A 15,978-nucleotide genomic window follows, 5' to 3' on the forward strand; every position below is an offset into this window, starting at 1 on the left:
TTCCGCACCTAGCCTCACGCCACTTCCTTCGAGAGGACATCCATGAGCGTGCGTTATCGCGCTGCCGTACTCGGCGATCCAATCGAACACTCCCGATCGCCTTTGATCCACAACGCTGGTTACGCCGCCGCGGGGCTATCGGAGTGGGAGTACGGTCGCTTCCAATGTGATGCCGAGTCGTTGCCAGCCCTCGTCGGCACGTGCGACGAAAGCTACCGTGGCTTTTCGGTAACCATGCCAGGGAAGTTCGCTGCACTAAACTTTGCGACGGAATCGACTCCGCGCGCCCGCGCCATTGGTTCGGCGAATACCCTCGTTCGAACTGATAGTGGGTGGCGAGCTGACAATACGGACTGCGATGGTGTCACCGGGGCCTTGGCAGAACTCGGGATCACGAAGCTTTCTAACGGTCGTGCTGTGCTTGTTGGTGCGGGTGGTACTGCACGGCCAGCATTGTGGGCGTTAGCTCAGGTTGGTGTCACTCATCTGACTGTTGTAGCGCGGTCGGAACGCGCTTATGCCTTGGAGCCGCTCGCTGCTCAGCTTGGTGTCGAGTTTGTGTGGGTGGAGTTCACTGTGCCAAACCTTGCGGATATTGCGGGTGCTGCGGATGTTCTTGTATCGACGGTGCCGGCAGCCGCATTGGAAGGCGTGACCAACCAACTGGCCCGAGCACCTAAAGTCTTGGACGTCATCTACGATCCTCGTCCGACGGCCCTGGTTGCAGCGGCACTCGCCAACGGGCACTCTGCTGTGGACGGCCTGTCGATGTTGCTGCATCAGGCGCTCGGCCAGTTCGAGCAGTTCACTGGAGTCTCAGCCCCCGCAGATGCGATGCGATCAGCGCTCTATGCCGATGTTGACGGTGCTAACTAGAACTTGTGGATTGTTCCCTCATTGTGGATAGCTAGTTCGACTCTTCAGCCTCGTTCTCATGCCTGACCTAAGGTCACAGCCATGGGATCGGGGCTGTTATGTCTGATGGGGCTGGTATGGGCACTGTCGTTGTGCTGGTATGACTTCCGTTACCGGCGTTTGCCTGACTCACTTACCCTCATCGGTGGCATCGGCGCGCTCATCGTAAGTTTCGTTGTAGGTGACGTTCGAGCAGCAATTGCTGGTGGCGTGGTGTGGGCGTTGTTGTATGCGGGCATAGCCGTCGTCAAGCCACAAGCGATGGGTGGCGGAGACATAAAGTTGGCGGTGACCACTGGAGCCCTTGTAGCGCTCTTCGGAAGTGCGCGTCCGGGGTGGGAAACATTGCTGGCCGTATTTCTGGCGATAGCACTCGCTGGAGTTATCACTGGCACGCTCGGGATAATGATGTGGGGGACGAGCACGCTGCTGCGCCCCCGTGACCCCACGAAAATGCAGCGTATAGGGCATGTTCCGCATGGGCCCGGCATGTTGCTAGCAACAGCGTTGTTGGTGTTACCAGTCTAAGAAACCCGATTTGGGGGAGTTGCGCCACGCGTTAAGGGCACCCAAAAACCCAATCGTTGCCATGTCATGCCATTATGTTAGCCATGCTTCGTTGGACTACCGCAGGCGAATCGCACGGTCAGGCTTTGATTGCCATGATCGAAGGCGTACCCGCCGGAATCCCAGTTACCTCTCAGGATATTTCGTACCAGCTTGCTCGACGCCGGCTCGGCTATGGGCGCGGCGCGCGAATGAAGTTTGAGGCAGATGAGGTAACGATGGTTGGCGGAATCCGCCATGGAAAAACTTTGGGTTCCCCAGTTGCTCTCATGATTGGCAACACCGAGTGGCCAAAGTGGACCACCGTGATGTCCGCTGATCCGGTAGATCCAGAGGAACTCGACACCGCTCGCGGTGCGACCTTGACGCGACCACGACCAGGCCATGCAGATTTCAACGGCATGTTGAAGTACGACCATGACGATGCCCGCAACATCTTGGAACGCTCCTCCGCGCGCGAAACTGCCGCGCGAGTCGCTGCGGCGACCATCGCTCGGTCTATTCTCCGAGAGACGCTCGGCGTTGAAGTCACCAGCCATGTGATCTCAATTGGTGAGTCCGAGCCTTACGACGGCCCGCTGCCAACGTTTGCACACCAAACAGCTATCGATGAGTCTCCAGTCCGCGCGTTCGCCAAGGACGCCGAGGAGTCGATGGTCGCTGAGATTGAGGCTGCGAAGAAGCAAGGCGATACGCTTGGCGGCATTGTTGAGGTAGTCGTCCATGGTTTGCCAGTTGGACTCGGCTCTCACATTTCGGGCGAAGCGCGCCTGGATGCACAGCTTGCTGGCGCGTTGATGGGCATCCAATCGGTCAAGGGTGTCGAAATTGGCGATGGCTTTGAGGAAGCACGCCGTCGAGGCACGAAGGCACACGACGAAATGGTGCGTACCGAAACCGGTGTCGATCGTCTGACAAACCGCGCTGGTGGTTTGGAAGGTGGCATGACTAACGGTCAGCCACTGGTTGTCCGTGCTGCCATGAAGCCAATTTCCACCGTTCCTCGTGCGCTGAAGACCGTGGACATGGCTACGGGTGCTGCAGCGACTGCAATTCACCAGCGTTCAGATGTGTGTGCTGTACCTGCTGGCGGCGTTGTGGCCGAGGCAATGGTGGCCTTGACGCTTGCCAAGGCTGTACTTGAGAAGTTCGGTGGGGACAGCCTCACCGAGACAAAGCGAAACGTTTCGGGTTACCTTGAGCAGGTCTCTCGTCGTCTCGATTGGGAATAGGACGCAAACGCAGGAATGGCTACACCATTAGTCGTACTTATTGGCCCACCAGGCTCTGGAAAATCGACAATTGGACGTCGTCTAGCGCGGGCCATGAACGTCCCCTTGACGGACACAGATCACATGATCGAGGCCCGCGAGAACGGGACATGTGGCGATGTCTTCACTCGTCTCGGAGAACCTGAGTTTCGTCGTGTTGAAGAAGATGTCGTTGCTGAAGCGCTTACTCATGAAGGCATCATTTCTTTGGGCGGTGGTGCGGTCCTGTCAGCAGCGACCCGTGAGCGGTTGGCAAATCATCCCGTTGTGTACCTCGAAGTAAGTGCCGAAGAGGGGATTCGTCGTACAGCAAACGAGAACACCCGCCCCGTTCTGGCAGCAGAGGATCCGGCGGCGCACTACCGGGCTCTGTTGGAGTATCGAACACCGTTTTATGAAGAGGCAGCGAGCTTCAAGGTTCGTTCAGATCAGCGTTCTCCCCAGCGCGTCGTGTCTGAAATCCTGAGCTATCTCGATGTTGAGGAAGACGAAGCGTAAATTGTTGTAGAGTGCCTTCATCTGCGAAAGGATGTTTACTTCACAATGACCATCATTGACGTCAACGGTCCAGCTCCATACCAGGTCCATATGGGCTACGGATTGACGAAGGACATTGCTGAGGCTGCATCCTTCGCTGCGAATATTGCCATCATTCATCAGGGTAGTGTGGCGCCAGGTGCGCAGGCGATTTCTGACGCATTGGTCGCTCTCGGCAAGAACGCATTCTTGGTGGAAGTCCCGGATGCCGAGGCAGGAAAGACCCTTGATGTGTGCGAGCGCCTGTGGGATCTCTTTGGCGAGAAGCGCATGGGCCGCAAGGATGCAGTGATCGCAGTGGGTGGCGGCGCTGCGACAGACCTAGGTGGCTTCGTAGCTGCAGCATGGATGCGTGGCATTGATGTCATCCAGGTTCCCACCACGTTGCTGGCCATGGTCGACGCAGCTGTTGGTGGCAAGACCGGCATCAATACGGCAGCCGGAAAGAACCTCGTGGGCGCATTCCACGAACCACGCGCAGTGTTCCTCGACCTCGATTTCCTGCGCACGTTGCCAACAGAAGAATTGATCGCCGGATCTGCAGAGATCATCAAGGCAGGCTTCATTGTTGACACCAGGATCTTGGATTTGTACGAGTCTGACCCAGCGGGCTGTTTGGACGTCGATAAGCACCTTCCAGAGCTGATCCAACGCGCGGTCGAAGTCAAAGCACATGTTGTGAGTGAAGATTTGAAGGAGGCTGGTCTCCGCGAGATTCTCAACTACGGTCACACGTTCGGCCACGCTGTTGAGCGTTACGAAGAGTACCGCTGGCGTCACGGCCACGCAGTTGCCGTTGGCATGGTGTACGTTGCAGAGCTTGCGAAGGCAGCTGGCCTCATTGATCAGGAGCTTGTAGATCGCCATCGCACAATTCTCGAATCCATCGGGCTTCCCACCACTTACGATGCCGGACTTTACGACGAACTTTTCGACGGCATGGCCCGTGACAAGAAGAATCGCGCCGGCAACATTCGCTTTGTCGTGTTGACCGCTCCTGGTGCGACCGACCGTTTGGTCGGCCCAAGCGAGGAACTGTTGCGTACCGCTTATGAAACAACGGTCGACAATGGTGTTCCTGCTGCAGCTGCATCAGCGAGGAAGGGGCTCTAATGGCGGAAAAGCACGTGCCAACAGTTCTTGTTCTCAATGGACCTAACCTCAATCGTCTAGGAAAGCGACAGCCAGACATCTACGGCGCCACGACCCTTGCCGACGTCGAAGCAGAGCTGCACGAACTCGCGGAAGATCTAAGCGTGTCGGTGGACTGCCGTCAGTCAAACTACGAGGGGCAACTCATCGAGTGGGCTCATGAGGCTGCCGATAAGAAGTTGCCCGTGATCATTAATCCAGGTGGCTTTACCCACACGTCAGTTGCCCTTCGAGACGCGTTGGCCGAAGTCGCTGACGAAGCTGGTTTCTGGGAAGTTCACATCTCAAACGTGCATGCACGCGAGCCATTCCGCGCGCATTCCTATCTTTCGCCACTAGCCTCCGGCATTATCGTTGGCTGTGGTACTGACGGCTATGGTCTTGCTTTGCGCCAAGCCGCGAAGGCCGTTACCAACTGGGCAAAGGCTTGATGAGATATGAGCTCAGTCCACGCTGAACGACGATCCCGACTTGCAGCAGCCTTGGCCGAGAGTGGCTGTGATTGCTTCATCACCAGCTTGCCTACTCATGTTCAATGGTTGACAGGCTTCGCAAGTTCCAATGCTGCGTTGCTATGCACGGCAGATGGCACTGCGACGATCGCAACTGATGGTCGCTATACAGAACAAGTCAAAGCTCAAGCACCAGATGTTCCATCGATTCGAGCTCGAGCGTGCGCAGCTGCCTTGATTGGAACGCTCCTCGGCGACACCACATCAGCCACGCCACGTCGCATCGGTGTCGAAGCAGCGCATGTCAGCGTCGCAGAGCTTGCCAAGCTCACCACCGCAGTAGATGCTGATGCACGAGAAGACGTCGTCAAGCCCGAACTGGTTCATACCACCGGGGTGGTGGAAAAACTTCGGGAAGTGAAAAACGCAGCTGAACTGCACGCACTGCGTCACGCGGCATCGATTGCAGTAGAGGCTCTCCACGATCTCGTAGTTGCGGATCTGATTGTCGCGGGCAAGAGCGAGCGCGAAGTTGCTGCGGAACTTGAATACCGGATGCGGATTCGGGGCGCGGACAGGCCTAGCTTCGACACCATTGTGGCTTCTGGACCGAATTCCGCGCGCCCACATCACGGCGCTGAAGACCGAAAGCTTGTCGACGGCGACCTGGTCACCATTGACTTCGGAGCGTTTGCCGGTGGCTATAACTCTGACATGACGCGCACGTTCATTGTCGGTGGCTTCGAATCTGGAAGTGAGTTTTCGCGGAAGATTTACAACATTGCGCTGGAGGCGCAGCGTGCCGGTATAGACGCAGCACGAGCCGGAACTGCACTTGTTGACGTAGATAAAGCTAGCCGTTCCGTGATTGACAAGGCCGGGTACGGAGCATTCTTCGTTCATTCGACTGGACATGGCATTGGTATTGATGTCCACGAAGCTCCATTTGCTGCAATGTCGGGGAGTGGCACGCTGGAGCCAGGTATGACGCTCACAATTGAGCCGGGAATTTATGTACCGGATATGGGTGGCGTACGCATTGAAGACACACTCATCATTACTGATGGGGAACCCGAGATCATCACGGAATTTCCAAAGTAGAGACCACGGCGTAGCGACCACCCACCTGGGCAAATGTGGATAAATGTCCACAGGATTCGGCGTGCCATTTCAAGTCGAACCGCTTGAGGGGTATCGTTAACAGGTCAATACTCGCGTTTAGATCATTTACAGGAGATTCCGTGGCATCCACGTCTGACTTTAAGAACGGCCTTGTGCTGCAGATCGACAACAAGCTGCAGCAGATCGTTGAATTCCAGCACGTTAAGCCGGGCAAGGGTCCAGCATTCGTTCGTACGAAGCTGAAGGACGTCGTCACCGGCAAGGTCACCGACAAGACGTTCAACGCAGGTGTCAAGGTCGATGTGGCAACGGTCGACCGTCGCGACATGACCTACCTGTACCGCGAAGGCGAAGACTTCGTCCTCATGGATGACAAGACCTACGACCAGATCAACGTTGCTCCAGCTCTCATGGGCGAGGGTGCTCGTTTCTTGATCGAGAACACCCAGGTACAGGTTTCTTTCCACGAAGGTCAGGTTCTTTTCGCGGAAATGCCTGTCGCAGTTGAGCTTGCAGTGCAGCACACCGACCCAGGCCTGCAGGGCGACCGTTCCAGCGGTGGCACCAAGCCAGCTACCTTGGAAACCGGCGCAGAGGTTCAGGTTCCACTGTTCATCGAGACCGGCGACATCCTGAAGATCGACACGCGCGACGGCTCGTACGTCACTCGCGTCAACAACTAACCCATCTCGGTTGAAAGCAGAATCTGATTTTCAATGACCGATAAGGACACCAAGGGTAAGCGGGAAACCAACTACAAGCGTCATGGTTCCCGCTACCGCGCGCGTCGTCGCGCCGTTGACTTGCTTTTCGAAGCCGAGCAGCGTGGCGTTGACATCAACAGGCTTGTCGACGAGCGCCTGGACATGGCACGCGACCCAGAATCGGGTGTAAACCCGGTTCCGGAATACGCCGAGACGATCGCACGTGGCGTGGCTGCTGAACTGGTCACAATCGACGAGACAATTGCGTCGTATTTGACGGATGAATGGCCACTCCGCCGAATCCCGGCGGTTGACCGTGCCATTTTGCGGGTGAGCACCTGGGAACTGTTCTTCAACTCTGAGGTCCCACCTCGCGTCGCAGTGGTTGAGGGCGTTGAATTGGCCTCGGAGTACTCCACTGATGTTGCTCCGCCATACATCAATGCTGTTCTTGATGCTGAGGCTGATATTGCAGATCAGGCACGTTTGGCTGCAGCTGCCGTGAGCTCGATCGTGGTGGAGGCTCCAACTGAGGAAACTCCAGCAGATTCTGCAGAACCAGTTATTCAGGACGGCGAAGCCACCCCCGAGCACGCTGTAGCAGAAGTTTCAGAGCAGGAGAAGAACGACTAGTTCGTCGTCACGCGAGTAGAACTCTTGATACCACCCGCGCCGAGTCCCTTCAGGGATTGGGAGCTCGGGTGGTATTCTTGTTCTCGGATCCGTGTCCACACGGGACATCCTTTAACGGACCGCACTGAGAGGCGGGGAAGGAGGTCACGATGAGCGACAGCACGATTCCGGAAACTTCAACTGAATTGTTGAATGCAGAAGAAGTTAGTCGGACCGTTGCGCGCATCGCGCACCAGATCATCGAGAAGACTGCTCTGGATGGAACGAATGCAAAACGCGTTGTTTTGCTGGGTATTCCTTCCGGTGGCGTTCCATTGGCCGAGAGGCTGGCGGAACGTATCGAGACATATTCGGGCATACGCCCTGAGACTGGTTCTCTGGACATCACATTGTTCCGAGACGACTTGCGGGATCGACCACACCGAGCTCTATTGCCTACGCGCATTCCTGCTGCAGGTATTGATGGCACCATTGTTGTCCTGGTTGATGACGTACTTTTTTCGGGTCGTACCATCCGCGCTGCACTAGATGCATTGAACGATATTGGTCGACCAGACATTATTCAGCTCGCGGTTTTGGTTGATCGAGGCCACCGTCAGCTGCCAATTCGCGCTGATTACGTCGGCAAGAATTTGCCTACTGCGCGTGGTGAAGACGTCCGGGTACTTGTAGAGGACATTGATGGCGTCGATTCCGTCATCCTCACTAGGGGCGGAGCGTAAAAAGTGAAGCATTTGCTCAGCATTGCTGATTTGTCGCAGGACGAAATCATTCAGTTGATGGATGAAGCAGATCGATTCCGAGAGGCCCTTGCGGGTCGCGAAATCAAGAAGCTGCCGACCCTGCGAGGTCGTACCATTTTTACTTTGTTCTACGAGAATTCCACTCGCACCCGCGCGTCATTTGAAACCGCAGGTAAGTGGATGAGCGCCGATGTCATCAATATTTCGGCATCGTCTTCGTCTGTGAAGAAGGGCGAAAGCCTGAAGGACACCGCGTTGACCCTGGATGCGATTGGCGGCGACGCGATCGTCGTAAGGCATCCATCTTCGGGTGCCGCAAAGTTGATTGCCGGTTGGACCGATGAGTTCGGCAACGGCCCATCGGTGATCAACGCTGGCGATGGTAAGCACCAGCACCCAACGCAGGCACTGCTCGATGCAGTGACGTTGCGTCAACGCCTGGGCGAGATCAAGGGCCGGAAGATCGTCCTGGTTGGCGATATCTTGCATTCGCGCGTGGCGCGGTCGAACGCTGATTTGCTCAGCAAGCTCGGTGCCGAGGTTGTCTTTGTGGCACCGCCGACCTTGTTGCCTTTTGGCGTCGAGACCTGGCCGGTTCAGGTTGCTCACCGCATGGAGCCTGAGCTTCCCGATGCCGACGCTGTCATGATGCTCCGCGTCCAGCAGGAACGCATGAACGGTGGTTTCTTCCCATCTCACCGCGAGTACGCCACCCGTTATGGGTTGTCACGCGCTCGGGAAAAGATGCTTCGCGACGACTGCGTTGTGCTTCACCCTGGTCCAATGTTGCGTGGCATGGAAATCAACGACCACGTTGCAGATTTGCCACGCACAGCTGTCTTGCAGCAGGTATCTAATGGTGTGCATGTCCGCATGGCGGTCCTGTTCACACTGCTCACAGCTGGTATCGAGTCTTCCTCGGAAGGACATGCAAAGTGACTACTGAACATCACAGCGACAAAGAATTTCCACCAGTAGGTCCGCTTGCAGCACCAGCGACCGGCGAGCTCTTGCTAAAGAGTGTGCGCCCATACGGCGAAGGTGACGACGTCAACGTCCTAGTGAAGGACGGTGTTATCGCCGAAATCGGCGCTGATGTCGCTGCATCTAGCGAAGAAGCTCGCATTCTTGAGTTTGATTCGCTCGTGTTGTTGCCAGGTCTCGTTGATATTCACGTACATCTGCGGGAACCAGGACGCGAAGATACTGAAACTCTGGCTACGGGTTCGGCAGCTGCCGCGCTTGGAGGCTTCACCGCCGTATTCACCATGGCCAACACCTCGCCAGTGACGGACGATCCGTCGATCGCTGAATCAGTCTGGCTCAAGGCACAGGCCCTGGGGCTGTGCGATGTCCACCCGGTTGGATCTATCACAAAGGGGCTGCAGGGCCAGAACCTGACCGAGTTCGGCATGATGGCTGACTCTCAGGCCAAGGTCCGCATGTTTTCTGACGATGGCAAGTGCGTAGATAATCCACTCATCATGCGTCGCGCAATTGAGTACGCCCGCGGCGAAGACGTATTGCTTGCACAGCACTGCGAGGATCCACGCCTCACCGCGGATGCAAGTGCACACGAGGGCGCAACAGCTGCTCGGTTGGGGTTGACGGGATGGCCTCGCGTTGCGGAAGAGTCCATTGTTGCGCGTGATGCCATCATGGCCCGTGACTACGGCGGGCGCATGCACATTTGCCATGCCTCAACGGAAGGCACGGTCGAATTAGTGAAGTGGGCTAAGGAACACGATATTCCGCTGACGGCGGAAGTGACCCCACACCACTTGATTCTCACTGATGCAGTGCTGGAAACCTACGATGGTGTGTACCGCGTCAATCCACCGCTTCGCGAGGATCGCGACACTATCGCTCTACGCCATGCCCTCATCGACGGCACCATTGACTGTGTAGCCACCGACCATGCGCCACACGGCTCTGAAGAGAAGTGCTGCGAGTTCGAGTTCGCGAAGCCCGGCATGCTCGGTCTTGAAACCTCAATGCCAATCATCGCTGAACAGTTCGTCCTGAACGGACCATGTGACTGGCGCTGGCTGGCCAAGGTAATGAGTGAACGCCCCGCTGAGATCGTGAAGCTTCCTGGCCATGGTCGGCCAATCGCAGTTGGCGAGCCAGCCAACTTGACGGTTGTCGACCCAGGCAAGAAGTGGACGGTATCTGGAGAAGAGCTCGCATCGAAGTCGTCCAACACGCCCTACGAATCTATGGAGATGGCAGTTTCTGTGGCCGCTACAGTTTTGCGTGGCCGAGTCACTGCACTCGACGGTGAGGTCGAAGCGTGAGTTCGTCGTCCTCTTCCACAAACATTAGCGATGGTGTTCGCACCACCGAACTTGAAACCCCAATGCAGAAAGGCAGTGAAGTGAGTAAAGAGCCAGCAGGGGCTAATACTCCCGCCGTACTGGTCCTAGCCGATGGCCGAGTTTTCCGAGGCCGTGGATTCGGCGCAACCGGGCAGACGCTCGGTGAGGCAGTCTTTACGACTGCAATGACCGGTTACCAGGAAACACTGACCGACCCTTCCTTCCACCGTCAAATTGTGGTGGCAACTGCCCCGCAGATCGGTAACACCGGTTGGAACGACGAAGACTCTGAGTCTCGTGACGGAAAGATTTGGGTAGCTGGCTACGTCATTCGTGACCTGTCTCGTACGGTTTCCAACTGGCGAGCTAAGCGCAGCCTGGTTGACGAGATGGTGGCACAGGGCATCGTTGGTATCCGCCAAATCGATACTCGTGCTCTGGTTCGCCATCTTCGTGACAATGGTTCGATCGCAGCCGGCATCTTCAGCGGTGAAGCTGCAACACAGCCGGTCGAAGAACTCGTCGAGATCGTTAAGTCGCAGCCATCCATGGCAGGCGCAGACCTGTCAGCAGACGTTACGTGCGACGAAGCTTACGTCGTCAAGCCAGAAGGCGAAAAGAAGGCAACCATTGTTGCCTATGACTTGGGCATCAAGCAGAACACCCCACGCGAGCTAGCTAAGCGGGGCGCAGAGGTCATCATGGTGCCTGCCAATACTCCGTACAAGGAGATCAAGGAAAAGTACTCCCCAGACGGTGTGTTCCTGTCGAACGGCCCAGGCGACCCCGCAACTGCAGATGAAATGGTGCAGGTAGCAATGGACGTCATGAACGACGATATGCCACTCTTCGGTATCTGCTTCGGTAACCAAATCCTTGGCCGCGCCTTCGGTATGAACACCTACAAGATGCGCTTTGGACACCGCGGTATCAACGTGCCTGTTAAGGATCACACCGACGACACCATCTACATCACCGCGCAGAACCACGGCTTCGCGCTCGAAGGTGAAGCTGGCAAGACGTTTGAGACACCTTGGGGCCCAGCACAGGTCACCCACACCTGCCTTAACGACGACGTCGTCGAGGGCGTATCCCTGCTGAACGGTAAGGCATTCTCGGTGCAGTACCACCCGGAGTCCGCAGCTGGTCCGAATGATGCACGCAATCTATTTGACCGCTTCATGACGCTCATCGCATCGACCAAGAACTCCGAGAACTAGGAAAGGCTAGAGCAAAACACCATGCCACGTCGTACAGACATTAATCACGTACTGGTCATCGGCTCTGGCCCGATTGTTATCGGACAGGCTTGTGAATTCGACTACTCCGGTACCCAGGCTTGCCGCGTACTGAAGGAAGAGGGACTCCGGGTCACCTTGGTGAACTCGAACCCTGCAACCATCATGACGGACCCAGAGTTCGCTGATGCAACGTACATCGAGCCAATTCAAACCTCCTACATCGAGAAGATTTTCGAGAAGGAGAAGGCTGAAGGCCACCCAATCGATGCTGTTTTGGCAACCCTCGGTGGCCAGACTGCTCTGAATGCAGCTATCGCGCTTGATCGCGAAGGCGTGTTGGAAAAGTACGGAGTCGAGCTCATCGGCGCTGATATTCCAGCTATTCAGCGCGGTGAAGATCGCCAGATGTTCAAGGACATCGTCACCAAGATCGGTGGCGAGTCCGCTCGTTCCCGTGTCTGCCACAGCATGGAGGAAGTCCACGAAACTGTCGCCGAGCTTGGTTTGCCCGTTGTTGTCCGCCCATCATTCACTATGGGTGGCCTCGGATCTGGTCTTGCATATAACCAGGAAGACCTGGAGCGCATTGCAGGTGGCGGTCTCGCTGCATCTCCAGAAGCAAACGTCCTCATCGAAGAATCCATCCTCGGATGGAAGGAATTCGAACTGGAGCTCATGCGCGATAGCGCAGACAACGTCATCGTGATCTGCTCCATCGAGAACGTGGATGCACTGGGTGTCCACACTGGTGACTCTGTCACTGTTGCACCAGGCATGACCCTGACCGACCGTGAGTACCAGACCATGCGTGACCAGGGTATCGCCATCATTCGTGAGGTCGGCGTCGATACCGGTGGCTGTAACATTCAGTTCGCTGTGAACCCACGCGATGGCCGTATCATCACCATTGAGATGAACCCTCGCGTCTCTCGTTCCTCGGCACTGGCATCGAAGGCAACTGGCTTCCCAATCGCAAAGATTGCTTCGAAGCTGGCAATCGGATACACGCTGGACGAAATCACCAATGACATCACTGGTGCTACGCCTGCTGCATTCGAACCTGTCGAAGACTACGTCATCGTCAAGGCTCCACGCTTTGCTTTCGAGAAGTTCCCCGGCGCCGACGACACCTTGACCACCACCATGAAGTCCGTCGGTGAAGCTATGTCCATCGGGCGCAACTACATCGGTGCGCTGGGTAAGGTCATGCGTTCCCTCGAGAACAAGCCAAACGGTTTCTGGACCGCATCCGACGAGTCCTTCGCAGGCGAGCGCGCCAACGACCTCGACGCTGTCTTGGAAGACCTCAAGCGACCAACCGAAGGCCGCATCTACGACGTCGAGTTGGCACAGCGCCTCGGCGCATCAATCGAGCAGATCCACGAAGCTTCCGGACTGGATCCATGGTTCATCGCTGAGATGGAAAACCTGCAGGACATTCGTCAACAGCTTCTCGACGCACCAGTCGTCGATGAGGCACTACTGCGCGAAGCAAAGTACTGGGGTCTGTCGGATGCCCAGATTGCAGCGCTTCGTCCAGAGATGGCAGGCGAGGAGGGCGTTCGTCAGCTGCGCTGGCGTCTGAACATTCACCCTGTATTCAAGACTGTTGATACCTGCGCCGCTGAGTTCGAAGCGAAGACGCCGTACCACTACTCGGCGTATGAGCTTGATTCCGCCGCAGAGTCTGAGGTGGCACCACAGACCGAGCGCGAGAAGGTCATCATCCTTGGTTCGGGTCCGAACCGCATCGGCCAGGGTATTGAGTTCGACTACTCCTGTGTCCACGCAGCACTCGAGCTGTCGCGAGTGGGCTACGAAACCGTCATGGTCAACTGCAACCCAGAGACCGTGTCTACTGACTACGACACCGCCGACCGCCTCTACTTCGAACCACTGACGTTCGAGGATGTCATGGAGGTCTACCACGCAGAGGCACAGTCGGGCACCGTCGCAGGAGTCATCGTCCAGTTGGGTGGCCAGACTCCGTTGGGTCTCGCCGAGCGTCTTGAAGCTGCTGGTGTGCCAATCGTCGGTACGTCGCCACAGGCTATTGACCTTGCAGAAGACCGTGGTGAGTTCGGCAAGGTCCTGGAAGCTGCTGGTCTGCCAGCGCCAAAGTTTGGCACGGCAACGTCTTTCGAAGAGGCACGCGAAGTCGCTGCAGGCATTGGTTACCCAGTGTTGGTTCGTCCTTCGTATGTTCTTGGTGGCCGAGGCATGGAGATTGTCTACGACGAGGAAACTCTCGAAGACTACATCAACCGCGCAACGGAACTGTCCAGCGAGCACCCAGTATTGGTGGACCGCTTCTTGGACAACGCCATCGAAATCGATGTCGACGCTCTGTGCGATGGAACTGAGGTTTACCTCGGTGGCGTTATGGAGCACATCGAAGAAGCTGGCATTCACTCCGGTGACTCCGCATGTGCGCTGCCACCAATGACCTTGGGTGAGAACATCATCGACCTTGTTCGTGAATCCACCGCGGCTTTGGCTCATGGCATCGGTGTCAAGGGCTTGATGAACGTTCAGTACGCACTGAAGGACGACACTCTGTACGTCATCGAAGCCAACCCACGTGCTTCTCGTACTGTGCCATTCGTTTCGAAGGCAACGTCTGTGCCGCTGGCCAAGGCTGCATCTCGTGTCATGATGGGTGCCACGATTGCGGAACTGCGCGCTGAAGGCATGATTCCAGAGGGCGTCGATGGTGGCTCGTTGCCAGAGAACTCTCCAATCGCAGTCAAGGAAGCAGTGTTGCCGTTCAATCGCTTCCAGGGCTTCGATGGCAAGGCTCTCGATAGCCTGCTGAGCCCAGAGATGAAGTCCACCGGCGAAGTTATGGGTCTCGCCGATAACTTTGGAGCTGCCTTCGCGAAGTCGCAGTCGGCAGCGTTCGGCGATCTGCCGACCGAGGGAACAATCTTCGTATCGCTCGCTAACCGCGACAAGCGCACCTTGGTCTTCCCAATCCAGCGTTTGGCAGAGAAGGGCTTCCGCATCGTCGCTACGCACGGCACGGCAGGCATGCTGCGTCGCAATGGTATCGACTGCGAGGTCGTCAATAAGCAGACGGCTCAGGGATCAGAGGTGGAAGGCGAACCAACCATCGTGGATATCATCCGGGACGGTGGAATCGACCTGATCATCAATACTCCTTCCGGTTCTGCAGGTGCTCGCTCTGACGGATATGAGATCCGTGCAGCAGCAGTGAAGATGGGCATTCCTTGTGTAACCACTGTTCAGGGAGCTGTCGCCGCTGTTCAGGGCATCTCGGCCATCACTAACGACACTGTTACTGTCCGCGCTTTGCAGCAGCTGCAGTCGCTCAAGGGGTAAGTGATGAGTACACCTCGTGCTCCGTTCGGCGATCGGCTGCTTGACACTACCGAGCAGCGTGGTCGGCTGTGCGTAGGCATTGACCCACACCCAAGCCTCCTCGAGGCATGGGAACTTCCAGTCAATGTTGACGGCTTGAAGACCTTCACTAACACCTGCGTAGAGGCCTTTGCCGATACCGCAGCATTGGTGAAGCCGCAGGTCGCCTTTTTCGAGGCCTTCGGCTCCGGTGGTTTCGCAGTGCTGGAGCAAGCACTAGCCGATCTCTCATCCGGTGGAGCGTTAACTCTTGCTGATGCCAAGCGAGGCGACATCGGGTCCACCATGGCTGCTTATGCTCAGGCTTGGCTTTCCGACGATTCGCCATTGGCTGCGGACTCCGTCACTGTGTCTCCGTATCTCGGATTCGGATCCCTGGATCCTGCCCTCGAGATGGCTGAAGCGACAGGCCGTGGTCTGTTTGTTCTGGCTGCCACCTCAAATCCAGAGGGTGCCAGTGTGCAGACAGCCGTCGTCACGCGGGAAGATGGGGAACAGCGCTCCCTGTCACAGCTGATTGTCGATTCGGCATCGAGTGTTAACAAGCGGTCGATGGCGGCCGGCGCGCGTGCTGGATCAGTGGGTGTCGTCGTTGGTGCAACCCTGGTGGAGTCGCCCGATTTGGACGAGCTGTCAGGTCCGATTCTGTTGCCTGGTGTGGGTGCACAGGGTGCCGGAGCGGAGGATGTGAACCGTTTGGTGGGAGCGTCTGCTCGGTTAGCTCTGCCAAGCGTCTCACGTGGGATTTTGAAGACTGGACCGAGTGTTCAGGCGCTTCGGGAAGCCGTTGCGCGGATTGCTTCGGAGTTCCCTGTCTAAACCATGAGCACCCGTAGCGACGCTACGATCCGTGTCGTTCAGAGCGAAACGGCCCCACCTGCAGGTATTCAAATTGGATACAAACAGGCTGGGGTCGTTTACTTGTTTCGAATTATCTGGCAT

15 protein-coding genes are annotated in these 15,978 nt (G+C 56.7%); all 15 read left to right on the forward strand.

Translation table 11 applies throughout. The annotated features are described in order from the left end of the window. Positions 1-42: 42 nt before the first annotated feature. Positions 43-876 (forward strand): shikimate dehydrogenase, encoded by an 834-nt coding sequence (locus WG938_RS05635; protein ID WP_339978350.1) that lies wholly within the window; start codon positions 43-45, stop codon positions 874-876. An 81-nt stretch (positions 877-957) separates the two neighbouring features. Further along, positions 958-1,443 carry an A24 family peptidase gene (locus WG938_RS05640; protein WP_339978352.1) on the forward strand — a complete coding sequence of 162 codons (486 nt, stop codon included), beginning with the start codon at positions 958-960 and terminating at the stop codon, positions 1,441-1,443. Positions 1,444-1,526: 83 nt separating this feature from the next. Then, a complete protein-coding gene (gene aroC / locus WG938_RS05645) occupies positions 1,527-2,714 on the forward strand; it encodes a chorismate synthase (protein WP_339978354.1) in 1,188 nt (395 codons plus the stop codon). A 15-nt stretch (positions 2,715-2,729) separates the two neighbouring features. Next, positions 2,730-3,251, forward strand: a complete 522-nt coding sequence (locus WG938_RS05650; protein WP_339978356.1) for a shikimate kinase — start codon at positions 2,730-2,732, stop codon at positions 3,249-3,251. A 45-nt stretch (positions 3,252-3,296) separates the two neighbouring features. Continuing rightward, positions 3,297-4,403, forward strand: a complete 1,107-nt coding sequence (gene aroB, locus WG938_RS05655; RefSeq protein ID WP_339978358.1) for a 3-dehydroquinate synthase — start codon at positions 3,297-3,299, stop codon at positions 4,401-4,403. Continuing rightward, positions 4,403-4,873, forward strand: a complete 471-nt coding sequence (aroQ, locus tag WG938_RS05660; protein ID WP_339978360.1) for a type II 3-dehydroquinate dehydratase — start codon at positions 4,403-4,405, stop codon at positions 4,871-4,873. Before aroB ends, aroQ begins: the two co-directional genes overlap by 1 nt. A gap of 6 nt (positions 4,874-4,879) precedes the next feature. Beyond that, entirely contained in the window at positions 4,880-5,995 is a 1,116-nt protein-coding gene (locus WG938_RS05665; protein WP_339978362.1) for a M24 family metallopeptidase, read from the forward strand. Positions 5,996-6,135: 140 nt separating this feature from the next. Continuing rightward, positions 6,136-6,699, forward strand: a complete 564-nt coding sequence (gene efp / locus WG938_RS05670) for an elongation factor P (protein ID WP_339978364.1) — start codon at positions 6,136-6,138, stop codon at positions 6,697-6,699. Positions 6,700-6,732: 33 nt separating this feature from the next. Then, the gene (gene nusB / locus WG938_RS05675) at positions 6,733-7,353 is read left to right on the forward strand and encodes a transcription antitermination factor NusB (RefSeq protein ID WP_339978366.1); all 621 of its coding nucleotides are present in this window, start codon (positions 6,733-6,735) and stop codon (positions 7,351-7,353) included. Between the two features lie 149 nt (positions 7,354-7,502). Continuing rightward, entirely contained in the window at positions 7,503-8,075 is a 573-nt protein-coding gene (gene pyrR, locus WG938_RS05680) for a bifunctional pyr operon transcriptional regulator/uracil phosphoribosyltransferase PyrR (RefSeq protein ID WP_339978368.1), read from the forward strand. A 3-nt stretch (positions 8,076-8,078) separates the two neighbouring features. After that, positions 8,079-9,035: an aspartate carbamoyltransferase catalytic subunit gene (locus WG938_RS05685; protein WP_339978370.1), complete on the forward strand. Its 957-nt coding sequence runs from the start codon at positions 8,079-8,081 to the stop codon at positions 9,033-9,035. After that, positions 9,032-10,393, forward strand: coding sequence for a dihydroorotase (locus WG938_RS05690; protein WP_339978372.1), 1,362 nt, complete (start codon positions 9,032-9,034; stop codon positions 10,391-10,393). Before WG938_RS05685 ends, WG938_RS05690 begins: the two co-directional genes overlap by 4 nt. A 62-nt stretch (positions 10,394-10,455) precedes the next feature. Continuing rightward, positions 10,456-11,634, forward strand: a complete 1,179-nt coding sequence (gene carA / locus WG938_RS05695) for a glutamine-hydrolyzing carbamoyl-phosphate synthase small subunit (RefSeq protein WP_339978859.1) — start codon at positions 10,456-10,458, stop codon at positions 11,632-11,634. 21 nt (positions 11,635-11,655) lie between these two features. Next, positions 11,656-14,997: a carbamoyl-phosphate synthase large subunit gene (gene carB, locus WG938_RS05700; protein WP_339978374.1), complete on the forward strand. Its 3,342-nt coding sequence runs from the start codon at positions 11,656-11,658 to the stop codon at positions 14,995-14,997. Positions 14,998-15,000: 3 nt separating this feature from the next. Further along, a complete protein-coding gene (gene pyrF, locus WG938_RS05705) occupies positions 15,001-15,855 on the forward strand; it encodes an orotidine-5'-phosphate decarboxylase (protein WP_339978376.1) in 855 nt (284 codons plus the stop codon). Positions 15,856-15,978 lie beyond the last annotated feature (123 nt).

This window comes from Corynebacterium sp. H113 (genome assembly GCF_037572315.1).
Lineage (GTDB): Bacteria > Actinomycetota > Actinomycetes > Mycobacteriales > Mycobacteriaceae > Corynebacterium.